This is a genomic window from Luteibacter sp. (assembly GCF_035539195.1).
In the GTDB taxonomy this organism is placed as follows: Bacteria; Pseudomonadota; Gammaproteobacteria; order Xanthomonadales; family Rhodanobacteraceae; genus Luteibacter.
The window spans coordinates 24,241-49,968 of record NZ_DATLIW010000029.1; the positions used below are offsets into that span (position 1 = coordinate 24,241).

General features: G+C 66.2%; 25 protein-coding genes. 16 read left to right on the forward strand and 9 right to left on the reverse strand.

Annotated elements, in window-relative coordinates; genetic code table 11:
- The first annotated feature begins 3 nt into the window (after window positions 1-3).
- The 10 genes from VM621_RS09210 to VM621_RS09255 all read left to right on the forward strand — a co-directional run bounded on the left by VM621_RS09210 (window position 4) and on the right by VM621_RS09255 (window position 11,440).
- The gene (locus VM621_RS09210; RefSeq protein WP_325468672.1) at window positions 4-714 is read left to right on the forward strand and encodes an ABC transporter ATP-binding protein; all 711 of its coding nucleotides are present in this window, start codon (window positions 4-6) and stop codon (window positions 712-714) included.
- Window positions 715-743: 29 nt separating this feature from the next.
- A complete protein-coding gene (locus VM621_RS09215) occupies window positions 744-2,051 on the forward strand; it encodes an ABC transporter permease (protein ID WP_325468673.1) in 1,308 nt (435 codons plus the stop codon).
- A gap of 10 nt (window positions 2,052-2,061) precedes the next feature.
- Complete coding sequence (locus VM621_RS09220) at window positions 2,062-3,282, forward strand: ABC transporter permease (RefSeq protein WP_325468674.1); 1,221 nt, start codon at window positions 2,062-2,064, stop codon at window positions 3,280-3,282.
- A 21-nt stretch (window positions 3,283-3,303) separates the two neighbouring features.
- Window positions 3,304-4,623 (forward strand): ABC transporter permease, encoded by a 1,320-nt coding sequence (locus tag VM621_RS09225; protein ID WP_325468675.1) that lies wholly within the window; start codon window positions 3,304-3,306, stop codon window positions 4,621-4,623.
- Between the two features lies 1 nt (window position 4,624).
- The gene (locus VM621_RS09230) at window positions 4,625-5,854 is read left to right on the forward strand and encodes an ABC transporter permease (RefSeq protein WP_325468676.1); all 1,230 of its coding nucleotides are present in this window, start codon (window positions 4,625-4,627) and stop codon (window positions 5,852-5,854) included.
- 90 nt (window positions 5,855-5,944) lie between these two features.
- On the forward strand, window positions 5,945-7,279 hold the full coding sequence (locus VM621_RS09235; protein WP_325468677.1) for a sigma-54 dependent transcriptional regulator: 1,335 nt from the start codon (window positions 5,945-5,947) through the stop codon (window positions 7,277-7,279).
- An 18-nt stretch (window positions 7,280-7,297) separates the two neighbouring features.
- The gene (locus tag VM621_RS09240) at window positions 7,298-8,689 is read left to right on the forward strand and encodes a sensor histidine kinase (RefSeq protein WP_325468678.1); all 1,392 of its coding nucleotides are present in this window, start codon (window positions 7,298-7,300) and stop codon (window positions 8,687-8,689) included.
- Window positions 8,690-8,738: 49 nt separating this feature from the next.
- Window positions 8,739-9,704 carry an SPFH domain-containing protein gene (locus tag VM621_RS09245; protein ID WP_325468679.1) on the forward strand — a complete coding sequence of 322 codons (966 nt, stop codon included), beginning with the start codon at window positions 8,739-8,741 and terminating at the stop codon, window positions 9,702-9,704.
- A gap of 4 nt (window positions 9,705-9,708) precedes the next feature.
- Complete coding sequence (locus VM621_RS09250; protein ID WP_325468680.1) at window positions 9,709-10,164, forward strand: NfeD family protein; 456 nt, start codon at window positions 9,709-9,711, stop codon at window positions 10,162-10,164.
- Window positions 10,157-11,440: a threonine/serine ThrE exporter family protein gene (locus tag VM621_RS09255; RefSeq protein WP_325468681.1), complete on the forward strand. Its 1,284-nt coding sequence runs from the start codon at window positions 10,157-10,159 to the stop codon at window positions 11,438-11,440. The genes VM621_RS09250 and VM621_RS09255 overlap by 8 nt, the downstream gene beginning before the upstream one ends.
- Before the next feature lie 425 nt (window positions 11,441-11,865).
- Here the strand turns inward: VM621_RS09255 and VM621_RS09260 are convergent, their stop codons facing one another.
- The 3 genes from VM621_RS09260 to VM621_RS09270 form a co-directional block, all read right to left on the reverse strand.
- A complete protein-coding gene (locus VM621_RS09260) occupies window positions 11,866-12,189 on the reverse strand; it encodes an H-NS histone family protein (RefSeq protein WP_325468682.1) in 324 nt (107 codons plus the stop codon).
- Between the two features lie 158 nt (window positions 12,190-12,347).
- Window positions 12,348-14,054, reverse strand: a complete 1,707-nt coding sequence (locus VM621_RS09265; protein ID WP_325468683.1) for a proline--tRNA ligase — start codon at window positions 14,052-14,054, stop codon at window positions 12,348-12,350.
- A 64-nt stretch (window positions 14,055-14,118) separates the two neighbouring features.
- Window positions 14,119-14,538 (reverse strand): DUF4124 domain-containing protein, encoded by a 420-nt coding sequence (locus VM621_RS09270; RefSeq protein ID WP_325468684.1) that lies wholly within the window; start codon window positions 14,536-14,538, stop codon window positions 14,119-14,121.
- Between the two features lie 164 nt (window positions 14,539-14,702).
- Here VM621_RS09270 and pssA point away from each other — a divergent pair, with 164 nt between their 5' ends.
- Genes pssA through rimI form a run of 3 tightly spaced genes read left to right on the forward strand, consistent with a single transcriptional unit; the run spans window position 14,703 to window position 16,441 of the window.
- Window positions 14,703-15,488 carry a CDP-diacylglycerol--serine O-phosphatidyltransferase gene (gene pssA, locus VM621_RS09275; protein WP_325468685.1) on the forward strand — a complete coding sequence of 262 codons (786 nt, stop codon included), beginning with the start codon at window positions 14,703-14,705 and terminating at the stop codon, window positions 15,486-15,488.
- A gap of 10 nt (window positions 15,489-15,498) precedes the next feature.
- Entirely contained in the window at window positions 15,499-15,963 is a 465-nt protein-coding gene (locus VM621_RS09280) for a hypothetical protein (protein ID WP_325468686.1), read from the forward strand.
- Window positions 15,964-15,967: 4 nt separating this feature from the next.
- Entirely contained in the window at window positions 15,968-16,441 is a 474-nt protein-coding gene (rimI, locus tag VM621_RS09285) for a ribosomal protein S18-alanine N-acetyltransferase (protein WP_325468687.1), read from the forward strand.
- Between the two features lie 3 nt (window positions 16,442-16,444).
- Here the strand turns inward: rimI and VM621_RS09290 are convergent, their stop codons facing one another.
- Complete coding sequence (locus VM621_RS09290; RefSeq protein ID WP_325468688.1) at window positions 16,445-18,928, reverse strand: ABC transporter permease; 2,484 nt, start codon at window positions 18,926-18,928, stop codon at window positions 16,445-16,447.
- Entirely contained in the window at window positions 18,925-19,611 is a 687-nt protein-coding gene (locus tag VM621_RS09295; RefSeq protein ID WP_325468689.1) for an ABC transporter ATP-binding protein, read from the reverse strand. The genes VM621_RS09290 and VM621_RS09295 overlap by 4 nt, the downstream gene beginning before the upstream one ends.
- Here VM621_RS09295 and VM621_RS09300 point away from each other — a divergent pair.
- From VM621_RS09300 to VM621_RS09310, 3 genes are all read left to right on the forward strand, one after another.
- Window positions 19,610-20,221, forward strand: a complete 612-nt coding sequence (locus tag VM621_RS09300) for an arylesterase (protein WP_325468690.1) — start codon at window positions 19,610-19,612, stop codon at window positions 20,219-20,221. The two genes, VM621_RS09295 and VM621_RS09300, sit on opposite strands and share 2 nt — an antisense overlap.
- A gap of 118 nt (window positions 20,222-20,339) precedes the next feature.
- Window positions 20,340-21,068, forward strand: coding sequence for a response regulator transcription factor (locus tag VM621_RS09305; RefSeq protein ID WP_036111366.1), 729 nt, complete (start codon window positions 20,340-20,342; stop codon window positions 21,066-21,068).
- A gap of 26 nt (window positions 21,069-21,094) precedes the next feature.
- Window positions 21,095-22,087, forward strand: coding sequence for a HAMP domain-containing sensor histidine kinase (locus VM621_RS09310; protein WP_325468691.1), 993 nt, complete (start codon window positions 21,095-21,097; stop codon window positions 22,085-22,087).
- A gap of 94 nt (window positions 22,088-22,181) precedes the next feature.
- Here VM621_RS09310 and VM621_RS09315 read toward each other — a convergent pair whose 3' ends face one another.
- From VM621_RS09315 to VM621_RS09330, 4 genes are read right to left on the reverse strand one after another with little or no spacing between them, the layout of a single operon-like run.
- Entirely contained in the window at window positions 22,182-22,640 is a 459-nt protein-coding gene (locus VM621_RS09315; protein WP_325468692.1) for a hypothetical protein, read from the reverse strand.
- Window positions 22,640-23,830, reverse strand: coding sequence for a sialidase family protein (locus VM621_RS09320; RefSeq protein ID WP_325468693.1), 1,191 nt, complete (start codon window positions 23,828-23,830; stop codon window positions 22,640-22,642). Before VM621_RS09320 ends, VM621_RS09315 begins: the two co-directional genes overlap by 1 nt.
- Window positions 23,831-23,832: 2 nt before the next feature.
- Window positions 23,833-24,414 carry a response regulator transcription factor gene (locus VM621_RS09325; RefSeq protein WP_325468694.1) on the reverse strand — a complete coding sequence of 194 codons (582 nt, stop codon included), beginning with the start codon at window positions 24,412-24,414 and terminating at the stop codon, window positions 23,833-23,835.
- A complete protein-coding gene (locus VM621_RS09330) occupies window positions 24,411-25,691 on the reverse strand; it encodes an ATP-binding protein (protein WP_325468695.1) in 1,281 nt (426 codons plus the stop codon). Before VM621_RS09330 ends, VM621_RS09325 begins: the two co-directional genes overlap by 4 nt.
- Window positions 25,692-25,728 lie beyond the last annotated feature (37 nt).

The window sequence follows — 25,728 nt, forward strand, 5'->3', positions numbered from 1 at the left end:
GCCATGCTCAAGATGACCCATCTCGCCAAGGTCTACCGCACGGAAGTCGTCGAGACCTATGCGCTGCGCGATTTCAACATCGACGTGAAGGAGGGCGAGTTCGTCGCCGTCACCGGTCCTTCGGGTTCGGGCAAGACCACCTTCCTCACCATTGCCGGTCTGCTGGAAACCTTCACCGGCGGCCAGTACCACCTCGACGGTGTCGAAGTGAGCCAGCTCGACGACAACGCCCGCTCGCGCATCCGCAACGAGAAGATCGGCTTCATCTTCCAGGCCTTCAACCTGATTCCCGATCTCAACGTGTTCGACAACGTCGAAGTTCCGCTGCGCTATCGCGGCATGAAGGCGGCCGAGCGCAAGCAGCGGATCATGGACGCCCTGGAGCGGGTCGGCCTGGCCTCGCGCGCCAAGCACTATCCGGCCGAACTTTCCGGCGGCCAGCAGCAGCGCGTCGCTATCGCGCGTGCCCTGGCCGGTTCGCCGCGCCTGCTCCTGGCGGATGAGCCGACCGGTAACCTCGACACGCAGATGGCCCGCGGCGTGATGGAACTGCTCGAGGAGATCCACCGCGAAGGCGCGACCATCGTCATGGTGACCCACGATCCCGAGCTTGCCGCGCGCGCCCAGCGCAACGTGCACGTGATCGACGGCCAGGTGGTGGATCTGTCCGAAGAGCCGCGCTTCCACACGCAGCCGAACGTCGCCCTTTCCTGATCCGTCCGCCCAACGTTCCGGGGACATCCATGTTCAGTTACTACCTACAGCTTGGCTTGCGCAGCCTGCGTCGTAACCCGGTACTCACCGGCTTGATGGTGATGGCCATCGGTTTCGGCGTCGCCGCGTCGATGACGACGTACTCGGTGTTCCGCGCCACGTCTCGCGATCCCATTCCGCAGAAGTCGAGCCAGCTGTACAACACCCAGCTGGACAATTGGGGTCCCGACAAGGTCGAGAAGGGCGAACCGCCGCAGGCGCTCAGCTACAAGGATGCGACCGCCCTGTTGCGTGCGCATAAGGCCAAGCGCCAGACCGTCACGTATCCGATCGGCGTCTCGGTGATTCCCGACAATGCGGGCCGCCTGCCGATACGCGAAGGCGCGTACGCCACCGGCGCCGACTTCTTCCCGATGTTCGACGTGCCCTTCCTGCAAGGCACGGGCTGGACGCTCGAGGACGACGAGAAGCACGCCAGCGTCGTGGTCATCACCAAGTCGCTCAACGACAAACTGTTCGACGGTGGACAGAGCGTCGGCAAGCAACTGAACCTGGATGGCCATCTGTATCGCATCACCGGCGTGATCGACGACTGGGCACCGCAACCCCTGTTCTTCGACGTGCCCAATACCGGCGGCTTCGATGAAGGCGCCAAGGTGTACGTTCCCTTCAATCGGGCGGTGGACCTCAAGCTTCCGAATGCAGGCAACAACAGCTGCATCGCGGAGCCGGGCGAGGGCTGGGACAACTACCTGCGCTCGGAATGCATCTGGCTGTCGCTGTGGAGCGAACTGCCGACCAAGGCGGAAGCGGAAACCTACCGCCAGTACATCCAGGGCTACGCCGCCGACCAGCAACGTGCGGGCCGTTTCGCCTGGGCACCGAACACCAAGGTGCGTGACGTGATGACATGGCTGGATGTGCAGCACGTGGTGCCGAAGGAATCGCAGGTCTCGCTCATCGTCTCGCTTGGCTTCCTGGTGATCTGCCTGGTCAACACGATCGGCCTGCTGCTTGCGAAGTTCATGCGCCGTGCTCCGGAGATCGGCGTACGCCGCGCGCTCGGTGCCTCGCGCAAGGACATCTACGCGCAGTTCCTGATCGAGGCGGGCACGATCGGTGTCGCTGGCGGCGTTCTCGGACTCCTCCTCACGGGAGTGGGCATCCTTGGTGTCGGCCTGGTGTTCCCCGAGCCTGTCGCGCGTCTGGCCAAGCTGGACCCGGTACTGATCCTGCTTACGCTGGTCGTCGCGATCGCCGCCTCGCTGATCGCCGCGTTCTATCCCACATGGCGCGCCGCACAGGTCCAGCCGGCCTGGCAGCTGAAATCCAACTGAGGACATGATCATGCAGATCAAGCCCATTCTTTCCGCGCTGCGCCGGCACAAGGCAGGCACGATCCTGATCGCACTGCAGATCGCGCTGACCCTCGCCATCGTGTGCAATGCCCTGTTCATCGTGCATGAGCGTGTCGACAAGGTGAACCGAACGACCGGCCTGGACGAGACGAACCTCATCGCGGTCTCGAACGATTATGTCGGCGCGCCGGAAGACTTCACGCCGATCATGAAGACCGACCTGCAGACGTTGCGCTCGCTTCCCGGCGTCGCCGACGCCTACGTCACCAACTCCTACCCGCTTCGCCAGGGCGGGTGGTCCACCGGCGTGCAGGTCGATCCGGATTCGAAGAAGCAGGGCATCTCTACCGCGCTCTACTTCGGCGACGAGCACACACTGAAGACACTCGGTGTCCGTCTGGTCGCCGGTCGCAACTTCAGTCCGGGCGAAGTCGTCACGGTGGGGCGCCAACAGCAGCCGGGTACCGCCCAGGTGATCGTTACCAAGGCGCTTGCGGACAAGGTCTTCCCGGATGGAAACGCGCTGGGCAAGGTGATTTACCTCGCCAAGGGCAAGCCCTCCACGATCGTCGGTATCATCGAGAAGCTCACGACGCCGTGGATCCAGAATGACTTCGTCGAGGGCGATTACGTCACGATCATGCCGGTGCTTTTCAACAGCAGCTTCCAGCAGTTCCTCGTCCGCACGCAGCCGGGCCAGGAGGATGCCGTCTTCAAGGCCATCCCGCCGGCGCTGTATGCCTCCAATCGTATGCGCGTGCTTCCGGAGAAGGTGGGCATCCGAAAGTTCGAGGAAGTTCGCCGGCGTGCATACGATGCCGACCGTGGAATGGCCATCCTGATGAGCGTGGTCTGCGGCGTACTGCTTGCGATCACGGCGGCAGGCATCGTCGGCCTGTCGAGCTTCTGGGTGGGCCAGCGTCGCAAGCAGATCGGTGTGCGCCGTGCACTCGGTGCGCGGCGCAGCGACATCCTCAGCTACTTCATGACCGAAAACTTCCTGATCGCCCTGGTCGGCGTCATCGTCGGCGTGGTGCTGGCGGTGGGCCTGAGCCAGTGGATGTTCACGCACTTCGAAATGAAGCGTCTGTCGCTGACGTATGTCGCGATCGGCGTCGTCGCCTTGCTCGCCCTGGGTCAGGCGGCGGTGTTCGCACCGGCATTGCGGGCGTCGCGGGTGTCGCCGGTCGAAGCGACGCGCAGCGTCTGACGACGCGCCACGGAGAGCGGAATGTTCGTTTACTACATGGAACTCGCGCTGCGCAGTCTGAGGCGGAGCAGGGCACTGACGGCGCTGATGATCCTCGCGATCGCCTTGGGTATCGGGGCATGCATGACCACGCTCACCGTGCTTCACGTACTATCGGGCGATCCGCTGCCGGGGCGCAGCGGGTCCATCTTCTATCCGCAGATGGATCCGCGCGACATGAAGGACTATGCGTCCGACCAGGCGTCCCCGAGCCAGGAATTCCCGAGGCAGCTGACCTGGGTCGATGGCATGAACCTGTTGCACGCGCGCCGCGCCGATCGTCAGGCCCTGATGGTCGGCGGCCAGGTGGCCATGCAGGCGGCGGACGCACGCACGGATCCCTTCTTCTCATCCGCGCGCTATACCACGGCGGACTTCTTTCCGATGTTCGACACGCCGTTTCGTTACGGTAGGGCATGGACGGCGGCCGACGACGACGCGCACGCCCGCGTGGCCGTGATCGGCAGCGATCTGAACGACAAGCTGTTCCATGGCGAGGACAGCACGGGTCGCACGGTTCGCGCCGACGGGCACGACCTGCGCGTGATCGGCGTGCTCAAGTCCTGGCGCCCGGTTCCGCATTTCTTCGACCTGAACGTGGGCGAGTTTTCGGACAAGGACGATGTTTTCATTCCGCTGTCGACATCTCGCGACTTCCTGCTGGGCCGGGCGGGTGGCGTGCAGTGTTGGGGAAAGGGCTCGGGTGATGAAAGCGCGATGGAGAGCTCCGACTGCGCATGGCTGCAGTTCTGGGTGGAGCTGGACAGTCCGACCAAGGTGGCGGCTTATCGCGATTTCCTCGCCCACTACGCCGCGGAGCAGAAAGCCATCGGTCGCTTCGAGCGACCCGCGAAGACGCGCATGCTCGATGTCATGGGGTGGCTCGACCACGAGAAAGTCGTGCCGAGCGATGTGCGCCTGCAGGTATGGCTGGCGCTCGCGTTCTTCCTGGTCTGCCTCGTCAACACCGTGGGTCTGATGCTGGCGAAGTTCATGCGTCGCTCGGGTGAGGTAGGGGTCCGGCGCGCACTCGGCGCGTCGCGTATCAGCGTGTTCAGCCAGTTGCTCACCGAAGCCGGCATGGTCGGCCTCGTCGGTGGGGTGGCCGGCTTGCTCTTGTCCTGGCTCGGTTTGTGGCTGGTCCGGTTGCAGCCCGTGCCCTACGCGAAGCTGGCTCATCTGGACCTGGCGATGCTCGGGGTTACCTTCGCGATGGCGATCGGCGCGACGGTCGCCGCAGGCGTTCTCCCCGCATGGCGCGCCTGCCGCATCACCCCCGCGCTACAGCTGAAGAGCCAATGATATGTTGAAGGACGTCGGTCCTATCCTTTCCGCCTTGCGCAAGCACCGGCTCACCGCCAGCCTCGTGGTGCTCGAGATCGCGCTGACCTGCGCCATCGTCTGCAATGCCGTCTTCCTCATTGGCGATCGCCTTGCCATGGTCGATCTGCCTAGCGGCATCGACGAGGCGAACGTGGTCCACATCGTTACCTCCGACATCGGCAGGCATGGCGACGGCCATGCCCGCACGGAGGCCGACCTCGCGGCGCTGCGAGCGATTCCCGGCGTGGTGGCGGCCACGATCAGCAACAGCGTGCCTTTTGGCGATATCAGCTGGGGCAGCGGTCTCAACCTTTCGCCCAACCAGCAGACCTCGACCGTCGACGTGAAGAATTTTTACGGCGAGAGGGTTGGCGAGACGCTGGGAACGCATCTCGTGGCAGGACGTTATTTCGATGCGTCCGAATACGTCTGGCTGGATGATCTGGCGACAGGCAAGGTCAAGCCGCCACCGGTCATCATGATCACGCAGGGCCTGGCCCGACACCTCTTCGGCGATGCGTCGGCGCTCAGTCGCTCGGTGTGGGTCGGCAGCGGTAACACCGAGATGCGCGTGATCGGCGTCGTGGATCATCTCGCCAGCGCGGGCGGCGGCATCGACCGCTCCGCGATCGAGTTCACGACGCTGATGCCTTGGCGCGAACCGGGGGGTGGCAACCTCGGCTCCTTCATCATTCGCAGCCAGCCGGGGCAGGCCGACAGGGTACTGGCGCTCGCCGTCGAGAAGCTGAAGCAGATCGACCCGCGACGCGTCATCGTCAAGAAGGAACTTTATAAGGCGATCCGCGACGACCACTTCGCCGGCGATCGTGCCATGGCCGGCTTGTTGGTGGCGGTGTGCGTCATCCTGCTGGTGGTCACGGCGCTGGGCATCGTTGGCCTGGCGAGTTTCTGGGTGGGCCAGCGTCGACGCCAGATCGGCGTGCGTCGCGCCCTTGGTGCCCGCCGCGTGGACGTGCTTCGCTACTTCCAGACTGAGAATTTCCTGCTCGCCAGCATGGGCATCGGACTCGGCATGGCGTTGGCTTATGGCATCAACCTGTTCCTCATGCGGGAGTACGAGCTGCCGCGGCTGCCACGGGTCTACCTGCCGGTGGGCGCCGTGGTTCTGTGGGTCCTGGGCCAGCTGGCGGTGCTCGCGCCGGCCCTCCGTGCCGCATCCGTTCCCCCCGTCGTGGCTACCCGTGGCTAGAATGCGAATGGCTACACGGGAAAAAAGTGCCGGCGGGGTTTCAACCCTTTCGGCGGGGGAAGCATCCATGGCTGCATGCGAAGGGTACCGATGCGCTGCGTATTGATAATCGACGACAACCCCGCCGTGGGCGAGGCGCTTTCGCTCGCGCTTTCGTTGCGGGATATCCGCCCCCTGGTGGCGATGACGCCCGAGGACGGTCTGGCCACGCTGGCGACCGAGCGCGTGGACGTCGTCATCCAGGATATGAACTTCACGGCCGACACCACCTCCGGAGAGGAGGGGGTCGCGCTGTTCAAGGCGATCCGCGGCCGCCATACCGACCTGCCGGTGATTCTGCTCACGGCATGGACGCACCTGGACACGGCGGTGGAGCTGGTCAAGGCCGGTGCCGCCGATTATCTGGCCAAGCCCTGGGACGACACCAAGCTGCTCGCCACGGTGGAGAACCTCCTCGAGCTCTCCGAATCCACCCGCGAAGTCACGCGTGCCCGGGTCGAGCGTCGCAAGCGTCGCGAGGTGCTGGAAGGTCGGTACGACCTCGACGGACTCGTCTTCGCCTCCGAAGCCATGAGCCGCACGATCGAACTGGCCTGCCAGGTCGCGCGCTCCGACGTGCCGGTGCTGATCACGGGCCCCAACGGTTCGGGCAAGGAGCGTATCGCCGCGATCGTGCATGCCAATTCCGCGGTGCGCCGCGGGCCCTTCGTCGCAGTGAACTGTGGCGCGCTGCCCGGTGAACTGATCGAGGCGGAACTGTTCGGCGCCGAAGCGGGTGCCTACACCGGCGCCAACAAGGCGCGGGAAGGCCGTTTCGAAATGGCCGATGGCGGCACGCTGTTCCTCGACGAAATCGGCAACCTGCCGCTGCCCGGCCAGATGAAGCTGCTGCGCGTGCTGGAGACCGGCCAGTTCGAGCGGCTGGGTTCGGGGCGCACGCGGCAGGCTAAGGTGCGCGTGCTCAGCGCGACCAATGCCGATCTCAAGGGAATGATCGCCGCGGGCACGTTCCGTGAGGATCTCTATTACCGCCTCAACGTGATCGACGTGAACCTGCCGGCGCTGGCCGATCGCACGGACGACATCCTGCCGCTGGCCGAGTTCTTCCTCGCCGGCCAGGCCGAGCTGAGCGAGGACGCGCGCGAAGCGCTGCTCGCCCACCCCTGGCCCGGCAACGTACGCGAATTGAAGAACGCGATCGCCCGCGCGGCCCTCCTGGCCAGCGAAGGGCGCATCGAACCGGGTCACCTGAACCTGCCGCCGCCCGCGCCCAGCGCCAGCCGCAACCTCGACGAGCCCAGCCGGGAGTCGGTCGAAGCCGCGCTGGCCTCGGCCGGCGGCGTCGTCAGCCGCGCCGCGAGCAACCTGGGGTTGTCGCGACAGGCGCTGTACCGGCGCATGGAACGTTACGGACTGGCGGTGTGATCTGCTAGCGTCCCCGCCATGAAGACGCTCTCGCTCGAAGGACGGATGACCCTGGTCGTCGCCGGTTCGGCGATCGTCGGTGCGCTGGTCTTCGCCGGCGTATCGATCTGGCCGTTTCCGCAACTGGTGGCGTGGATGCGCGAAGCGCCGGCCAAGGCCGGCAAGCTGCCCGATGTCGTTCCGGTCGAATTCTTCGACGGGGGCACGGCACTGCTTATCTGCCTCCTCGTGCTGATGCCGCTTTCGGTGTGGGTCGCCCATGCGCTGGTCGAACCGCTTCGGCGCCTGATACGCGCTCTGGAAAGTGCCGTGGCCAGTTATCGCGACGGCGATTTCAGCATGTCGATAGGGACCACCCGGCGCGACGAGCTGGGCGACCTGATCCGCATGCACAACGCGCTGGGCCAGACCCTGCGCGATCAGCGACAGCACCTGGCCCAGCGCGAGCTGCTGCTGGATACGGTGGTGCAGAACACGCCGGTCGCCCTGGTGCTCACCGACGCCGCGGACAACATCACCTACGCGAACATCGCCGCGCGGCACTTGTTCAACGAAGGTCGTTCGCTCGCCGGCCTCGATTTCTCCACCGTGCTTGCCGGGATGCCCGAGAGCCTGCGCGAGGCGGCGGCGAGCGGCGAAGACGCCCTGTTCTCGGTCGAGATGGAAGGCTCCGAGGAAACCTTCCACTTGTCGCAGCGTGGGTTCCGCCTGCAAGGACGCCCGCATCGCCTGCAGCTTTATCGGCGCATGACGCGCGAATTGTCTCGCCAGGAAGTCCACACCTGGAAACGGGTGATCCGCGTCATCAGCCATGAGCTCAACAATTCGCTGGCGCCGATCTCGTCGCTCTCGCACTCGGGCGCGGAGCTCGCCCGCCGCGGCGACCTTGCGCGCCTGCCTGGCGTGTTCGCGTCGATCGGCGACCGGGCAAAGCATCTGCACACCTTCATCTCCGGCTATGCGAGCTTCGCCAAACTGCCCACGCCCCAGGCGCGCGCCGTGCCATGGGGGCCATTCCTCGACGCACTCGGCCTGCACGCGTCGTTCCGCCTTGTCGGGACGGCTCCCGAGCAGCCGGGCTGGTTCGACACCACCCAGGTCGAGCAGGTGCTGATCAATCTGATCAAGAATGCCCACGAAGCGGGTGGCGAGTCGAACGAAGTCACCCTTGCCGTGCACGCGCTCGGGCGCGAAACCCTGATCGAGGTGTCCGATCGCGGCCCGGGCATGAGTGAAACCGTCCTGGCCCAGGCGCTGTTGCCCTTTTATTCGACCAAGCGCTCGGGTACGGGGCTGGGGCTCGCTCTGGCACGGGAAATCTCAGAGGCCCACGGTGGCCGCATCGCACTGGCCAACCGCGAAGGCGGCGGCCTACGGGTCACCCTGGTCCTCCCTGCCGGAACCCCCTGACCCGCTTCGCCTATACTCCGGAACATATCCGGATGAGGGAGTGCAAGGGATGGGAAGCGTCGTTGCGTTGATTGTCGTTGTCGTCGTGGTGATCGTGCTCGCCAAACTGATCCGCATCGTGCCCCAGGGCTACGAGTGGACGGTGGAGCTGTTTGGTAAATACACGGGCACTCTGACCCCTGGCCTGCATTTCCTCATTCCGTTCGTCTACGCCATCGGGCGCAAGATGAACATGATGGAGCAGGTGCTCGAAGTCCCTTCGCAGGAGGTCATCACCAAGGACAACGCCGTCGTGCGCGTCGACGGCGTCGTCTTCTACCAGATCCTGGACGCCGCCAAGGCCGCTTACGAGGTTGCCAACCTCGAAGGCGCGGCACTGGCGCTGATCATGACCAATATCCGCACGGTCCTCGGCTCGATGGACCTCGACGAGAGCCTCAGCCAGCGTGACGCGATCAACGCCAAGCTGCTTGGTGTGATCGACGAAGCGACCCATCCCTGGGGTGTGAAGGTCACCCGCATCGAGATCAAGGACATCTCGCCGCCGCGCGACCTCGTCGATGCCATGGCCCGCCAGATGAAAGCCGAGCGCGAGAAGCGCGCCAACATCCTCGATGCCGAAGGCTATCGCCAGGCCGCCATCCTCAAGGCCGAGGGCGAAAAGCAGTCGGCCATTCTCTCCGCCGAGGGCAAGAAGGAAGCCGCCTTCCGCGAGGCCGAGGCACGCGAGCGCCTGGCCGAGGCCGAAGCGAAGGCGACCACCATGGTCTCCAACGCCATCGCCGGCGGCAGTGTCAACGCATTGAATTACTTTGTCGCCAACAACTACGTCGACGCGCTGAAGGAAATGGCGCGTTCGCCGAACCAGAAGATGCTCCTGCTGCCGATGGAATCGGCCGGAATCCTCGGCTCGCTCGCCGGCATCGCCGAGCTGGCCAAGGACTCCCTGACCGCCCAACGTGCACCGACCCCGCCTGTCGCCGGCGGTGACCGCGCACCGCTACCGCCGCGTTGATGTCATGACCGAACTGGCCCTGCACTACTTCTGGTGGGTCGCCGCGCTGGTGCTGATCGGCGGCGAAGTCATCTTGCCCGGTTACTTCATGCTGTGGATCGGCATCGCCGCGGCCGTCATGGGCGGCGTCGTATTCGTCGTGCCCGACATGGGCGCGATCACCCAGGCGGTCGTCTTCGGCGTGCTGGCCTTCGTTTCCTGCTTCGTCTACTGGAAGTTCGTCCGGCCGCGACTCGAGCGCATCGTGCCGGTCGGCAACGAGCGTCTGAACCGTCGGGGCGACCAACTCATCGGGCAGCGCTTCTCCTTATGCGAGCCGATCGTCAACGGTCGCGGCAAGGCACGCGTGGGCGATGGCATGTGGCTGGTCGTCGGCCCGGATCTTCCCCTCGGCGCGACGATCGAAGTCATCGGCATCGACGGCACCACCCTGCGCGTGAAGGCGGTGGACGTTGCCTGAGCCCGTGCCGCTGAGCGTACCGGTGAGCTTCGCCACCACGGCGATCAACACCCGCATCGCTTTCCTGACCGAACTCGCCCGCCGTCTGCATCAGTACGGAACCACCGCGCCTCGCTTGGAAACGGCGATCGCGCGATCGGCCCAGCGCCTGGGTCTCTCCGCCGAAGTGTGGTCGAGCCCCACGGCGATCATCGTCTCCTTCGCCGACCTGGGGCAGGGCGACGACGGCGTGGCCCAGGTCACCCAGGTGATGCGCCTACCGCCAGGCGACGTGAATCTGGCGCGTCTGTGCGAGGCCGATCGCATCGCGGATGCGGTGATCGACGGACAAATGGAATTGCGCGAAGGCTTCCACCTGCTGCGCAAGCTTGGCGCACCGGAAACCTTCCTGGCCCAGTTCGGCGTCATCGCGAGCTACGGCTTGTGCGCAGCCAGCGTCGTCGCCCTGTTGCTGCACAGCGCCTGGCCCGACCTGATCACCGCCGGGGTGATCGGCGTCCTGATCGGCCTGATCACGGTCGCATCCGGGAGCCGGCCGCGCCTGGCGGCGGCCAGCGAGGCGATCAGCGCCATGGTGGCGACGATCATCGCCACGGTGGTCAGCGCCTATGTCGTGCCGCTGGCCCTGAAGTCGGTGATCCTGGGAAGCCTGATCGTGCTGCTGCCCGGCATGGCCCTGACTACCGCCGTCCGCGAGATTTCCAGCCAGCACCTCGTCGCCGGCGTAGCGCGCATGGGCGGTGCGATCGCGACCCTGCTCAAGCTCACGTTCGGCACCGTGGCCGCGAGCCAGCTGTGCGAAGCCGTCGGCATCGTCCCGCGGAACTATGCGCTTCCGCCGTTGCCAGGCTGGGCGGACTGGCCGTCGCTGATTCTCGGCGCCTTCTCCTTCGCCATCCTGTTCCGCGCGGCCAAACGCGACTGGTTGGTGGTGATGGGCTCGGTGGTACTGGGTTATCTCGCCACGCGGTGGGGTGGCAGTATCTCCGGCTCGTTGCCGGGCGCACCGTTCGGCGTATTCGTCGGTGGACTGTTGCTGGGCTCGTTGAGCAACGTGTATGCGCGTTATGCACAGCAGCCTGGGGCGGTGGTGCGCGAGCCCGGGATCATCCTGCTGGTGCCGGGGTCAGTGAGTTTCCGCAGTGTCTCCTATCTGCTGGATCGCGATGCGTCGCTGAGCATGGACACGGGGCTGCTGGGCGTCACCTTGCTGGTCTCGCTCGTTGCAGGGTTGCTCTTTGGTGACCTGATCGTGGCGCCGCGTCGATCGCTTTGATCTAGCGGTTCGGGTGGGCGGGCTCGCCTTTGGCCTCGCGTTCGCGTTGCGTCGCAAGAGCCGGCGGGTGCCACCCTCGGGGCCCCGTCTGCGGCGACCCGCGTCGGAAGGGCCGCGTGCCGCGGCCGTGTACTTATTGCCCTACGGGCCGGGTCGGACTCCGACCGGGGGCGCCTTTACTGTGGGAGCCGCTTCAGCGGCGATGGGTGCTTGCCGCACCCTGGCCCGCTGCCGCGGGATCGCCGATGAATCGGCTCCCACAACATCGTCCTCGTAACGTCGAGGGGCAGCCCCTATCGCGTCGAACGAAGACCCACCCGCCGGCTCTTGCGACGCAACGCGAGCCTTAAACAGGCAATGAGCAAAGGCCGAAAAAAAAGCCCCGCATTAGCAGGGCTTCGATTTTTCAGCTTAATGACAGCGAATCAAACAAGCAGGTCGGTTTCTTTCTTGCCGGCTTTGAGTGCTTCATTGAACCAGCGCGGGCGCTTGCCGCGGCCGGACCAGGTCTGCTCGGCGTTGCCGGGGTTGCGGTACTTCGCGGCGACGGTGGTGCCGGCCCGCTTGGATTTCGGGGCTCGGGCGCCGAATACGTCGTCGAACGTGAATCCCTCGGCCTTGATCAGCGCATTGATCTTTTCACGCAGCTTGGCCACCTTTTCCTTGCGCAGTTCGGTCTGGCGGACCTGTGCCTTGGAAATCAGCTCATTGAGCTGGTTGTGGTTGAGGTTCTTGATATCGACAGCCATGAGGGTCTCCGGTGCAGGATTAACGTGCGCGCCGGGATTTTTAGCTGGTTGCGCGACAAAAAGCAAAATGCCGGATGTCTGTATCCGGCATTCGCGTAAAAAGCCTGGTTGTTACCTACGTGAAATAACGGCAGATAACCACGCCAGTAATGCTCCGATTAGAGGGCGCCGAGAAGTGCCAATAGCTCCTGGCGGGTCACGTTCCGGCTTTCGCTGTCTGTCCGGGCGCGGTATTCAAACGTGCCGGCTTCCAGTCCGCGTGCGCTAACGACGACACGGTGCGGGATGCCGATGAGTTCGATGTCGGCAAACATCGAACCCGGCCGCAGACCGCGATCGTCGAGCACGGTGTCGACGCCAGCCTGCGAAAGTTCTTGGTACAGCGACTCGCCGGCTTCGGCGACGACGGCATCGGCATTCTTCGGGTTGATGACGCATACGGCGACGCGCCACGGCGCCATGGCATCGGTCCAGATCATGCCGGCCTCGTCGTTGCGCTGTTCGATGGCGGCGGCGACGATGCGGCTGACGCCTACGCCGTAGCAGCCCATGTACATGGTGGCTTTCTTGCCGTTGCTGTCGAGCACGTCGGCGCCCATGGCTTCGGCGTATTTCTGGCCGAGCTGGAAGATGTGACCGACTTCGATGCCGCGCGCGAGGCGGATATGTCCCTTGCCATCCGGCGACAGGTCGCCGTCGACCACCTTGCGGATGTCGGCGATGCGGTTGATCCGCGCGTCGCGCTGCCAGTTGGCCCCGGTGAAGTGCGTGCCGTCCTGGTTGCCGCCGCAGACGAAATCGGCGAGCAGGGCCGCGCTGCGATCGACGATGACGGGAATCGCGTCGGGCAGGCCGACCGGACCGATGGAGCCGGGACGGGCGCCCGTGGCGGCGAGGATTTCCTCTTCGCTGGCGAGTTCGGATTCGTCGGGCAGCTCGGGAAGGTGGGCGGCCTTTACTTCGTTGACCTCGTGGTCGCCGCGCACGCAAAGGGCCACCAGGCCGTCGCGGCCACGGACCAGGATGGTCTTGACCAGCTGGCTGGCCGGCACGCCGAGGAAGGCGGTGACCTCGTCGATCGTGCGCTGCTTCGGCGTGTCCACCCGAGTGAGCGCGGCCGACGGAGCGGGGCGTTCCCCCACCGGCGCGAGGGCCTCGGCTTTCTCGATGTTGGCCGCGTACGACGACGCATCCGAGAAGGCGATCGCATCTTCGCCCGAGTCCGCGAGCACCTGGAACTCGTGGCTGGCGCTGCCGCCGATGGCGCCCGTGTCGGCGTCGACGGCGCGAAATTCCAGCCCGAGACGGGTGAAGATGCGCGAGTAGGCGTCGTACATCGCCTGGTAGGTCTCGCCGAGCGATTCCGGGGTGAGATGGAAGGAATAGGCATCCTTCATCAGGAACTCGCGCGCGCGCATCACGCCGAAGCGTGGGCGGATCTCGTCGCGGAACTTGGTCTGGATCTGGAAGAAGTTGAGCGGCAGCTGTTTGTAGCTGTTGAGCTCGTTGCGCGCGAAGTCGGTGATGACTTCCTCATGCGTGGGGCCGTAGCAGAATTCCTGCTCCTTGCGATCCTTGATCTTGAGGAGCTGGCCGCCGAACTTCTCCCAGCGGCCGGTTTCTTCCCACAGTTCGCGCGGCTGCACGGACGGCATCAGTACCTCGATCGCGCCCGCCCGCACCATCTCTTCGCGGACCACATGCTCGACCTTTCGCAGCACGCGCAGGCCCAGCGGGCTCCAGGTGTAGAGGCCCGAAGCCAGCTTGCGGATCATGCCGGCGCGCAGCATCAGCTTGTGGCTGGCGACTTCCGCATCGGCGGGGACTTGCTTGACGGTGGCGAGGTGGAACTGGCTGAGGCGCATGCGGGATGTCTTTCGGGTGAAAGCGGGGATTATAGGCTGGCTACTCGCCCCGCGAGCGGCCCGGTTACTTGCAGTAGAGGGTCATCTGCGCCTGGGTGGTTTCGACCTGGCGCTTACGGCCGGCATCGTCCAGGAGGCGGGTGCCCCCTTTGCCGTCATCCACGGAGACCTCCTTTTCCTTGTTCAGCGTATCGGCGTTCTTGCGCAACTGGTCGCACAGCTTGGCGCGGTTGGCCGGAGTATCGGCAACGGCGCCCGGTGCGGCGGGCGCCGCGGCAGTCGAGGCTTTGGCCGGCGCGGGTACCGGATTGCCTGCCGGCGGGACGACGACGCCGCTGGTCTTGATCTTCTCGACCTTGGTACCTGCCGGCGGCGGGGAATCGGCATAGTGCGTGACGCCCTGGGCGTCCTTCCACTTGTAGGCCTGGCCGAAAGCCAGTGGACAGACCGCGACGAGAAGGGCGAGAACGAGGTAGCGGCGCATGCGGGCCATCCGGCAGGGTGAATAGTGGCGCAAACAACTATCACCGGACGGTACGGCACGCAAGCGACCATGTCGTGTTTCGTGCGGCAGCGCTTACGCCGGCGCCCGACTGACGCTTCACGGCGCCTGGGCTACACTGTCCTCCCACGTCACGGCATTGGCCCATGAGCGATCCGATCCAGGTCCAGGGGCCGCGTCACCGCGGCATTTACCTGCTCCCCAACCTGTTCACCACCGGTGCGATGTTCGCGGGGTTCTACGCGATCGTCTCGGCGATCGGTGGTCACTACCAGACAGCAGCCCTGGCGGTTTTCGTCGCCGCCATCCTGGACGGCATGGATGGTCGCGTCGCGCGCATGACCAACACGCAGAGCGAATTCGGCGTCCAGTACGACTCGCTTTCCGACCTGGTCAGCTTCGGCCTCGCTCCCTCCCTGGTCATGTACACCTGGTCGCTGTCGTCGCTGGCCGCCTATGGCCCGGTGTGGGGCAAGATCGGCTGGGCCGCCGCGTTCATCTATGCGGTGTGCGCCGCCTTGCGCCTGGCACGCTTCAATACGCAGGTCGGTGTGGCCGACAAGCGCTATTTCCAGGGGCTGGCCAGCCCGGCCGCTGCCGGCTTGTGCATGTCCTTCGTCTGGACCATGGAAAAATTCGACATTTCCGGCCCGTCGGTGGCGTTCTTCGCCATGCCGCTGGCCGTGATCGCCGGCCTGCTCATGGTCAGCAACGTGCGCTACTACAGCTTCAAGGCATGGCCGAAGGGCGACCGTGTCCCCTTCATCTGGTTGATCGCCGCGGTGCTCATCGTGGTGCTTCTGCTGATCGATACCGCCCGCGTGTTGTTCGCCGTGGCCGTGATCTACACCATCTCCGGTCCGGTCCACACCCTGTGGGGACGCGCCACTCATCGTCGTCGCGTGCGCCGGCACGCCAAAGCAGCGGAGTAAGAAGATCGCCATGCCAGCCATCGCCAATCGTCGCGAACGCTTGCTCCGGGTCATGGGTGTCACCCCGTGGCGCCTGCGGGTGGGCGACGTGGCCCCGGGCGACGATGCCGTGTCCGCCAATGAGCCGGCCACCGCCGAGCAGGCGGGATGTGTGGTGATCCTTCCGGCCGGCAGCAGTGCCCGTGAACTCGACCTGCTCGGCAAGGCGTTGCGCGCGTTCGGCCCGGTCACCGGTCGCGCCGCTCGCCTCGAAGTCGGCGAACGTGGGCTCGGGCGGGTGCCGGTGGCGGGGGCCTATCTCGTCTTCGGTGAAGCCCAGGCGCGCGCCCTTGGACAGGAACTTCCCGCAGCGGTGCTGAGCGCCGCGCAGATCGTACTGGTCGATCCGCCCTCGGCCATCCTGGCCGATGCGGCTGCCAAGCGTCGTTTGTGGAACGGCCTGCGCGCGCTCGGACGCGCCCTCGCCACGGGCTGACACCATGGTCGCCGTGACCCGTCCCTCCACGGAAGTGCGCGCGATGCGTCGCGAGGATCTCGACGCGGTCGTCGCCATCGAACACGCTTCGTATGAGTTTCCCTGGAGCGCGGGCATTTTCCGCGACTGCCTCCAGGCCGGGCACAATTGCTGGGTGCTGGTACACGAGGGGGAGATCGCCGGCTACGGCATCCTTTCCGTTGCCGCCGGCGAAGCACATGTACTCAACGTCTGTATCGGCGACGCCCATCGCGGCCTCGGCTATGGCCGTCGCATGATGCGCCGGCTGATCGACCTTGCCCGTTGGTACGGGGTGGAACGAATCTTCCTAGAAGTCCGTCCATCGAACCCGGTAGCCAAGACGCTCTACGAGACCCTCGGTTTCACCGAGATCGGTCGCCGCCCCGCGTACTACCCGGCGAAGGGTGGGCGCGAGGAAGCGATCGTCATGTCGCTGGAAATGCGTCTTTCCGGCTAGGTCTCAGCCCTCGCGCAACAGGGCCATCGGCGACGTCCTCAGTACGCGCCGCGTGCCGTACAGGCCGATCGCCATGACCACGAACGCGGCGAGGACGGCAGCGCCGACCAGTGGCCAGACAGGCGGCACGAAGTGTTCGATATGGAATACCGCGTTGCCCAGCCAGAAGCCCGCGCCGCTGGCACCGAGTGCGGCGGTGAGGCCGGCGACCAGGCCCAGCAGGGCGAACTCGCAGGCCGCCGCCGCGCGCAGTTGCGCGCGCGTGGCGCCGAGCGTGCGTAAAAGTGCGGCCTCTTTACGCCGCTCCTGCGCGCTTGCCGCCAATGCCGCGGCAAGCACCAGCGCGCCTGCGAGCAGGCTGAATCCGAGCACCCAGCGCACGGCGCCGCCGACCCGATCGACGATTTCGCGGACACGGTCGAGCAGGGCGTCCACGTCGATCAGGCTGAGGTTGCCGAAGTCGCGCGATACCTTTGCAAGGTCGTCGGCGTGGCCGCGCGGAAGATAGAAGCTGGTCAGCCAGGTGTGCGGCAGGTCGGTGGCGTGTGTCGGATCGATCATCAGGAAGAAGTTGACCCGGAACGAACTCCAGTCGACCTGGCGCACGCTGGTCAGGCGCGCATCCACCGTACCCTCGCCGACCTCGAAGCGCAGGGTGTCGCCCAGTTTGAGGTGAAAACGATCGCGCCACGACGTGTCGACCGATACCTCGGCCTGCGCGGGGGAGGCGCCCGGCCACCTGCCGGCGACGACCTTGTTGGAGGGCGGCAGGTCGGCGCTCCATGACAGGCGCAACTGCCGGTCCGCCGCGTCCTTGGCCTGATCGTCGACGAAGGCGATGCGATCGATCGAGCTGCCGTTGATCGCGGTGAGCTTGCCCACTGCGAGGGGCATCATGTTGGTCTTCGTCGCGCCCATACGCTCCAGCGCACGCGAGAACTCGTCGCGCTGCTCGTCCTGCAGGTTGAGCGCGAACCAGTTCGGCGTATCCACCGGTAGTTCGCGTCGCCAGCCGTCGAGCAGCGAGGGCGCGATGACTGCCAGCAGCAGGAGGGCGCAAAGCCCAAGCGACAACGCCGTGGCCTGCACGAGGGACAGGCCGCGGCGACGCGCGAGCGCGGCAAGGCCCAGCCGCAGCGCGGGATGCGCGCCCGGTGCGACGCGTCGCGCGATGACCAGGAGGAGGCCGGAAAGGAGCGCGGCGACCACGGCGACCCCGGCAAGGCTCGCGGCCAGGATGCCGGCGAGTTTCGCCGAATCGCTCTGCAGCCAGACCAGGGCGACGGCGGTCAGCACCGGCACCAGGTAGAGGGCGTCGAAGCGGCGCACGCGGCGCTGCATGGATTCGCGGAAGACCGCGACCGGCGGCACCTCGGCAAGACGAACCAGCGGCGGCAGGGCGAAGCCGGCCAGGACCGCCAGCCCCATTGCCGCGGCGGCGAACGCGGGGCCCAGGGGCAGCGTGGTCGGGATGTTGTCGAACAGCTGGCTGGCGAAATACCAGGCGCCCTGCGCCAGACCCAGCGCGATCGCCATACCCAGTGCCGCGGCAGGGATGGCCAGGGCGGCAAGCGTCGTTATCAGCAGGGCGGCGATACGTCGACGCGGTGTGCCCAGCGCGCGCAGCAGGGCCACCTCGGCGGCCTTGCGGCGTGCGTAACGCGAGGAGGCCAGGGCGATCGCTACGCCAGCGAGCAGCGCGGAGAGCAGGGCGGTCAGGCGCAGGAACGCGCTGGCGCGATCGAAAGCGGAGCGCATACGTTCCTGCATCTTTTCCGGCGTGATCAACTCGGCGCCGTGGGGCAGCGAGCTTTGCTCCACGCTGGCACGCCAGGCGGCGACGGCGGCCGGCGGCCCGGCGACGAGCAGGCTGTGCCGTGCCCGGCTGCCGACGGAAAGCAGGCCGGCATCGTTCGCGTCGTCGAGGTTCATCAGCGCGCGTGGGGCCAGGGCGAACAATTCGCCGCCGTCGGGCTGGCGAATCAGTTCGGCGGCGACGGTGAGGTCGCGGCCGCCGATCTGCAGCTTCTGTCCCGGCGTGATGCCCAGGCCGACCAGGGCGCGATGGTCGAGGAATACTTCGCCGCGCCCCGGGCCATGGCTGGCATGGTCGCTGCCCTTCGCGTCGAGGACTTCCAGGGTGCCACGCAGCGGGTAGGCCGCGTCGGTCGCCTGCACATCGAGCAGTTGGCTGTGTTCGCCGACGAAGGCGACGCTGCGGAAGGCGGCCCCACGCGTGGTGTGCAGGCCACCGTCCGTGGCCGACTGCACGAGGGGCTCGGGCAGGGGCGCCGGAGCGGACACGCCCATGTCGCCGCCGATCAACTCCGCGGCGCTGGCAAGGATGCCGCGCTCGATGCGGGTGGATAGTGTAGCGACGACGCCCAGTGCGATCACCGCCAGCACCAGCGACGCCGCCAGGGTGCGCAGTTCGACAAGGTGCCATTCGCGCCGGAGCGTGCGCAGGGCCAGCCGGGTCACGTTCACGCGGGTACCCCGAGGCGGCCTTCGTGCAGTTCCGCCGAGCGTGCGCAACGAGCGGCAAGGCGAGCGTCGTGAGTGACCAGGATCAGCGTGGTGTTGTGTTCGCTGTTCATCGCGAAGAGCAGGTCGCCGATGTGCTCCCCGGTGTGCTGGTCGAGGTTGCCCGTGGGTTCGTCTGCAAAGAGGATGCGCGGCCGGTGCACGAAGGCGCGGGCCAGCGCCACGCGCTGCTGCTCGCCGCCCGAGAGCTGGGCCGGGTAATGGCGGCGGCGCGCACCGAGGCCGACCGAGTCCAGCGCGGCATGGGCCCGCTCGCGCGCCGAGTTGTCGCCTTCCAGCTCCAGCGGGAGCATCACGTTTTCCTCGGCGGTCAGTGCCGGCAACAGATGGAACGACTGGAACACGAAACCGACCAGGCGCCGGCGGATGGCCGCGCGGGCTTCCTCGTCGATCGCCTCGAGCGGCTGACCGTCGAGGCGAACGCTGCCTGCCGTCGCGACGTCCAGGCCGGCCAGAAGGCCGAGGAGGGTGGTCTTGCCCGAGCCCGAGGCGCCGACGATGGCGAAGCTCTCGCCCGCCGCCACGCTGAGGTTCACCCCGGACAGGATGTCCAGCCGTCCCTCCGGGCCGAAAACCGACTTGCTAACATCGGTCACTTCAAGAAGACCTCGGGAAGAATCGCTCATGCGTCGTTGCCTGTTCCTGTTGCTGTTGCTCTGGTGCGCCATCGCCTCCGCGGCGGAAACGCCGCGCAAGGTTCTGGTGCTCGGGGACTCGTTGTCGGCGGCGCACAACATCCCGGTGGATGCCGGTTGGGTGCGTTTGCTGGACGCTCGCACTTCGAAGATGGCGACGCCGTGGGCGATGGTCAATGCCAGCATCAGCGGGGAGACCTCACTGAGCGGGCGTAACCGGCTACCCGGCCTGCTGCAGAAACAGCATCCCTCGGTGGTGGTGATCGAACTGGGCGCGAACGATGGGCTGCAAGGGCTGCCGCTGGGGCAACTCGCGGGCAATCTCGACAGCATGATCGACGCCGCGAAGGGGGCGGGGGCGAGGGTCCTGCTGCTGGGTATCGAGCTGCCGGTCAACTATGGCCCGCAGTACCGGGACGGACTGCGCAAGGTGTACGCCGATGCCGCGAAAAAACACAACGTGGGCCTCGTACCGTTCCTGCTCGACGGCGTGGCACTGGACCCGGCCCTGATGCAGGAGGATGGCCTTCATCCCACGGCCCAGGGTGAGCCCCGCGTGGCGGAGAATGTGTGGAAAGCGCTTACGCCCCTGCTTCGTTAAACGACATAACCTCCACGTAGGCGTCCGCAGAATGAATGCTCGTTTTCGGTCTTCACACGGTTCTCACTGGTCCGGCCGTTAACTCTTCACATTTGTGAATCACAGAGGAGTGGCACCGATGAGCAACCGCGACGAACAGGCCGGCCTGATCCTTCTTGTCGAGGACAATCGCCAGATCGCCGAGATGGTGGGCGAGTTCCTTGAGCGTCGGGGCTACTCGGTCGATTATGCCGCCGACGGCGTGAGCGGCCTGCACCTGGCGGTGTCCAACAGCTACGACGTGATCGTGCTCGACCTCATGCTCCCGGGCATGGACGGCCTGGACGTCTGCCGCAAGCTGCGCAAGGACGGCAAGAAATCCACGCCGGTGCTGATGCTCACCGCGCGCGACACCCTGGAAGACAAGCTGGTCGGCCTCGAAGCCGGCGCCGACGACTACCTGGTCAAGCCGTTCGAAGTGCGTGAACTCGAGGCCCGCCTGCGCGCGCTCATCCGCCGCGATCGTCGCCAGGTCTCGTCCGAGGTGCTCAACGTGGGCGACATGACCCTCGACACCGCCACGCTCCGCCTCACCCGCGGCGGTCAGGAACTCACCGTTTCGCCGATCGGCCTGAAGCTGCTCGCGATCCTGATGCGCGAATCGCCGCGCGTGGTCAGCCGCCGCGACATCGAGCGCGAGATCTGGGGCGATACCCTGCCCGATTCGGACACGCTGCGCTCGCACCTGTACAACCTGCGTCGTGTCATCGACAAGCCGTTCGACCGTCCGCTCCTGCATACGATCCATTCGGCGGGTTACCGCCTGGCCGACCTCGATTCCGAAGTCGCGGCGTCGCAGACGGCATGAAGGCTCCGCGGCACCGGATGTAATCGATGGAAGGCAGCAAATCGCAGGGGACAAGGCGTCGGCGCGGATCGTTTCGTGCTCGTGTCGCCATTGTCTTCGCTCTGCAGACCCTGGTCGTCGTCATCGCTTCGCTGATGGCGGCGAAGAACGTCGCGCCGGTCGGTGCGGCGATAGCGATCATGCTGTCGTCGGGCTGCCTGGCGTGGCTGGCCGTGTCTCGCGAGTGGGTGCCGATCGCGGCGCTGGCGCGTCTTCTCGAAGGCTGGGATCCGGACAAGCCGGATATGGCCCAGCTGGACGCCGAGGGCGGCAAGCACTCCAACAACGACGTCGGTTCGCTGATCCGTGGCCTGCACGGGCTGGCGTCGCGGATCGATGGCTTCGGCGAGCGCGAGCGCAATTTCACCCGGGATGCCAGCCATGAGCTGCGCAGCCCGCTGACCGTCATCAAGATGTCCTCGGACATGCTCGCCGACGAGACCGATCTGTCCGACTTCGGTCACCGTTCGCTGGAGCGCATCCGTCGCTCCACGCGCGAGCTGGAAGCGCTTGTCGAGGCCTTCCTCATTCTTTCGCGCGAGTCCGACCAGGGCCTGGCCGAGGAAGACTTCGTCGTCAACAAGGTGCTCCGCCAGGAAGTCGAGTATGCGCGTGAGCTGATCGCCGGTCGTCCCGTGGAGCTGATCCTCGACGAGCCTGCGAGTTTCGCGCTGCATGCGTCGCCCCGGGTGTTCGCCGTGCTTTGCGGACAGTTGATTCGGCACGCGCTGCAGCAGACCGACCAGGGCGTGATCGTCGTGACCGTGATGCCGGGTAGCGTGAGCGTGATCAATCCCGCCGTCGACATGCCGGAGCAGGGCAGTCGTCGTCATGCGTCGGTGGACCGCCACGGTTTCGACCTGGCGATCGCGCGGCGACTCTCCGATCGTTTCCAGTGGCCGCTCGAACTGCGTTCCCTTCCCGGCGCGAACCGCGTCGCCAGCGTGCGTTTCCCGCACCCACAGCCCGTCGAGGCTTGATCCCCCGCTTGTGTGGGAGCCGCTTCACCGGCTGTGTGGGAGCCGATTCATCGGCTGTGTGGGAGCCGATTCATCGGCGATCCCCTGCGCAGCCTCAGTTCACCAGCCTCGAAATCCGCTCGGCACTCAACGCCCCGCTGAACGCCTTCCGCGTGCCATCCGCGCGGATCACCAGCGTACGCGGCGTCTCCCCGCCCCAGGTCGGATCGATCAGGTAATTGATCCGGTCGGGCGTCGCATCGGCGTACGCGCGCGACGGTACCGCATCCAGCCCTGCCGCCTTCAGCCGCGCCGTCAGCGCTTCGCGCTGTCCGATCCCATCCGTGGCGACGAAAACGAGGTCGACGTCGGCGTGCCGTCGCTGCCAGGCAAGCAGTGCCGAGAGATTTTCTTCGCAGTAGGCGCAGTCCAGTGCCCACAATGCGACGACACGCACGCCCTTGGCTGGCGGCGCGACCAACGCCTTCACGTCCGTCGAGGCGAGGGCGACAGGCGGCGCGGCGAACGCCGGTGTCGCCGCCGCCAGGGCGCCAGCCAGTAGCAGTCGCCTCATCAATGCAGCGCTTCCGTCGGCACGAGCCGGAACTGGCCTTGTGGATTCCAGGCCACGAAGGCGCGGTGATCCCAGAGCAGCAGTTTCGGCCAACCGGATGCGTCGGCCGTGTGCGCAATCTGCCTTGCCTCGCCGAAGCTGGCGCCACCATCGGTGGACTCACGCAGCATCAGGTTCAGTCCTTCAGCCGACATCTGGTGATAGGCGATCCAGACGTGTGCGCCATCGGCGAGAAGATCGGCGTGCGATGCCCCGGCGGTGGCGACGGTCGCCAGATGAGCCGGTGGCGCGCCCGGCACCAACTGGCCGTACCAGATCGTCGCCTTTCCGTCGGCGGCGCTGAACCACACGGCGTGGCGAGTGCCCTTCGCGTCGATGGACAACGAGGGACCATGATGGGGGCAGCCTTCAATGTGCCACTGCGTGAACGTCGCACGCTCCACCTTGGGCGATGCGCCGCCAGCAGGCAAGCTGGCAAAGGCATGGTCACGGATGTTGTCACCGTAGATGGCGCGGAAGAAGGCGTCGATGGAACCGTCGGGCGCACGCGCCAGCGCGATGCGGCAGCACTCGCAACTCTCGTCGACGATCTTGCGCTCGGGGGCGAAGTGCGCGCCGCGATCCGTCGACCAGCTGTAATACGTCGCCGCGCCGAGGTACGGCTTGCCCGTCGCCTTGGCGGCTTCGACGTCGCGTTTGTCGATCCAGGCAACGATGACGTCGCCCTTGCCATCCACGGCGAGTGAGTCGAAACGATGGGTGATTTCCGCGCGATCCGTATGCACGGTGGTTGGCAGATCGAAGTGGGCGCCACCATCGAGCGAGCGTGAGAACCGCACGAACCCGGTCCACGGAAGCTTGCGTGGCTGCGACCAGGTGACATACAGCTCACCCTTCGGCCCCAGCGCGATCTTTGGCCGGTTCTCGCCTTCGGCGTAAATGGGCTCGCCGGTGGGGTTGACGATGGTGGAGGCGCTGAAGGTGCGGCCCATGTCTTCGGACCGGCGGGCGCGCACGTGCTCGCCGACGGTATCGACGACCCACAGATGACCGGCGGCATCGATGGCGGCATCGAAGCCCAGTGGCGCTTCGTGGCCCATGGCCATGCCGTGCATGTCGTCGGCATGGGCCGACGTCCCGCTGGCGAGCAGCAGCAAGGCGAGGGAGGCGGGGGAGGCGAGGCGGGGCATGCTCAGCGCTCGTCCGGGCGTTCGCGCACGGGGTGCTTGCTCAGCTTGCGCTGCAAGGTGCGCCGATGCATGCCGAGCCGGCGTGCCGTCTCCGAGATATTGCCTTCGCATTCGGTCAGGACGCGCTGGATATGCTCCCATTCCAGGCGACGCAGCGGCAGCGGCGCATCCGGTGCGTCGACCAGGTCGTCCGGGTCGGCGGGGCCGGAGTCGCCATCGAGCAGCGCGCGGACCACCGCGTCGGCATCGACGGGCTTGGCCAGGTAATCGTGCGCGCCACGCTTGATCGCCTCCACAGCGGTCGCGATCGACGCATAACCGGTGAGCAGCAGGACGCGCATGTCGGGCACCAGTGACTGCAGCTCGGGGATCAGGCGCAGTCCGTTCTCATCGCCCAGCTTGAGGTCGAGCACGCAGTAGCGCGGCTGGTGGCGGCGGGTGAGGGCACGCGCATCGTCGGCGTTATCGGCGGTGATCACCTCGAAGCCGCGCGAGGTCATCGCCCGGCCAAGCACGCGGGCAAACGTCGGGTCGTCGTCGACGATCAACAGAGGGCGACCGCCGGGCGGGACGAGTTCATTCATACCGAATCTCCAATAACCGAAAGAGGCAGGCGCAGGCGCATCTGTGCGCCGTGGCCGGTATTGCTGGCGGCGAGTTCGCCTTCCAGGCGCTCGGCGGTCGCTTCGGCAAGGGCAAGGCCGATGCCGAGGCCGGTCGCCTTCTGCGACAGGCCGAGCGTGCCGAGTTCGTCGAACTCGTCGAAACCGGGACCCTCGTCGGTGACGATGAGTTCCAGCCAGCGGTCGTCACGGCGAATCGCCAGCGAGACGGTGGCGCTGTCGTTCAGCGCCGACGCATCGGCGGCATTGTTGAGCAGGTTGATCAGCGCGTGGCGCAGGCCTGGCGGTGAGCGCAGGCGGAGCCTCGCGGCATCGTCGGAGACGTCGAGCGCCACCTCGGCCTCGGGGCGCAGCAACTGGAAGCGCTCCATGCAGCCGTGGATGAATTCGCCCAGGGTGATCCGCTCCGGCACCTGCGACAGCTGCGCCTGGCCGAAGGCCACCATCTCGCGAAGAATGGTGCGGCAGCGTTCCACTTGACCCTGGAGAAGATCCAGGTCGTCGCCCAGTTCGTTGTCCGCCGCATGCTCGCGGCGGATCTCCGGCAACAGTGTGCGCATGGTGGACAACGGCGTATTGAGTTCATGCGCGGCGCCGGCGGCCTGCGTAGCGATGGCCAGGATGCCTTCGTCGCGCAGTGCGCGCTCCCGGACGCGCTGCACCTCGCCCTGCTGGTGACGGATGGCCTTGGCAAGGTTGCTGATGAACACGCCCAGCAGGATCGCCATGATGACGAAGTTGACACCCATGCCCGCGACGTAGAGGTCGAGATCCAGGCTGCTGTTGCCCAGTGTCGGCAGCGGCAGGTGGTACGGCACGAGCAGCACGTAGGCGACGCCGGTGAGGATCGCCACCAGCGACACGCCGGCGATCGATAGCGCGGCCGCCGACAGCGCAATGGGTACCAGCAGCAGGGTGACGAAGGGATTGCTGGCACCGCCGGTGAAATAGAGCAGGTAGCCCAGCAGTAGCGTATCGGCGGCGATGTGCACGATGGCTTCGCCTTCGGTCACTTTCCATGGCATGCCCAGACGGAACGACGCCCCTGCGGCGAACACCGCGAGGACGCAGACGCCGATCATCAGCGGCAGCAAGGGGACATCGAGATTGAGCAAGGTGACACAGGAGAGAATCGCCACGCTTTGCCCGGCAATGGCGCACAGGCGGAGCCAGGCAAGGGTACGCGCGAGTGCGAAGGGGCCGGAGCGGGATGACGGCGAGTGCAGGTTGTCGCTCACGGTGGTCTCTTCAAAGTGGAAGGGCCGCCACGTGGGC

Excerpts from the sequence above, each read along its gene's own strand:
- VM621_RS09210 (WP_325468672.1), top strand. The coding sequence starts at position 4 with ATGCTCAAGATGACCCATCTCGCCAAGGTCTACCGCACGGAAGTCGTC.
- VM621_RS09215 (WP_325468673.1), top strand. The coding sequence starts at position 744 with ATGTTCAGTTACTACCTACAGCTTGGCTTGCGCAGCCTGCGTCGTAAC.
- VM621_RS09220 (WP_325468674.1), top strand. The coding sequence starts at position 2,062 with ATGCAGATCAAGCCCATTCTTTCCGCGCTGCGCCGGCACAAGGCAGGC.
- VM621_RS09225 (WP_325468675.1), top strand. The coding sequence starts at position 3,304 with ATGTTCGTTTACTACATGGAACTCGCGCTGCGCAGTCTGAGGCGGAGC.
- VM621_RS09230 (WP_325468676.1), top strand. The coding sequence starts at position 4,625 with ATGTTGAAGGACGTCGGTCCTATCCTTTCCGCCTTGCGCAAGCACCGG.
- VM621_RS09235 (WP_325468677.1), top strand. The coding sequence starts at position 5,945 with ATGCGCTGCGTATTGATAATCGACGACAACCCCGCCGTGGGCGAGGCG.
- VM621_RS09240 (WP_325468678.1), top strand. The coding sequence starts at position 7,298 with ATGAAGACGCTCTCGCTCGAAGGACGGATGACCCTGGTCGTCGCCGGT.
- VM621_RS09245 (WP_325468679.1), top strand. The coding sequence starts at position 8,739 with ATGGGAAGCGTCGTTGCGTTGATTGTCGTTGTCGTCGTGGTGATCGTG.
- VM621_RS09250 (WP_325468680.1), top strand. The coding sequence starts at position 9,709 with ATGACCGAACTGGCCCTGCACTACTTCTGGTGGGTCGCCGCGCTGGTG.
- VM621_RS09260 (WP_325468682.1), bottom strand. The coding sequence starts at position 12,189 with ATGGCTGTCGATATCAAGAACCTCAACCACAACCAGCTCAATGAGCTG.
- VM621_RS09265 (WP_325468683.1), bottom strand. The coding sequence starts at position 14,054 with ATGCGCCTCAGCCAGTTCCACCTCGCCACCGTCAAGCAAGTCCCCGCC.
- VM621_RS09270 (WP_325468684.1), bottom strand. The coding sequence starts at position 14,538 with ATGCGCCGCTACCTCGTTCTCGCCCTTCTCGTCGCGGTCTGTCCACTG.
- pssA (WP_325468685.1), top strand. The coding sequence starts at position 14,703 with ATGAGCGATCCGATCCAGGTCCAGGGGCCGCGTCACCGCGGCATTTAC.
- VM621_RS09280 (WP_325468686.1), top strand. The coding sequence starts at position 15,499 with ATGCCAGCCATCGCCAATCGTCGCGAACGCTTGCTCCGGGTCATGGGT.
- rimI (WP_325468687.1), top strand. The coding sequence starts at position 15,968 with ATGGTCGCCGTGACCCGTCCCTCCACGGAAGTGCGCGCGATGCGTCGC.
- VM621_RS09300 (WP_325468690.1), top strand. The coding sequence starts at position 19,610 with ATGCGTCGTTGCCTGTTCCTGTTGCTGTTGCTCTGGTGCGCCATCGCC.
- VM621_RS09295 (WP_325468689.1), bottom strand. The coding sequence starts at position 19,611 with ATGAGCGATTCTTCCCGAGGTCTTCTTGAAGTGACCGATGTTAGCAAG.
- VM621_RS09305 (WP_036111366.1), top strand. The coding sequence starts at position 20,340 with ATGAGCAACCGCGACGAACAGGCCGGCCTGATCCTTCTTGTCGAGGAC.
- VM621_RS09310 (WP_325468691.1), top strand. The coding sequence starts at position 21,095 with ATGGAAGGCAGCAAATCGCAGGGGACAAGGCGTCGGCGCGGATCGTTT.
- VM621_RS09315 (WP_325468692.1), bottom strand. The coding sequence starts at position 22,640 with ATGAGGCGACTGCTACTGGCTGGCGCCCTGGCGGCGGCGACACCGGCG.
- VM621_RS09320 (WP_325468693.1), bottom strand. The coding sequence starts at position 23,830 with ATGCCCCGCCTCGCCTCCCCCGCCTCCCTCGCCTTGCTGCTGCTCGCC.
- VM621_RS09325 (WP_325468694.1), bottom strand. The coding sequence starts at position 24,414 with ATGAATGAACTCGTCCCGCCCGGCGGTCGCCCTCTGTTGATCGTCGAC.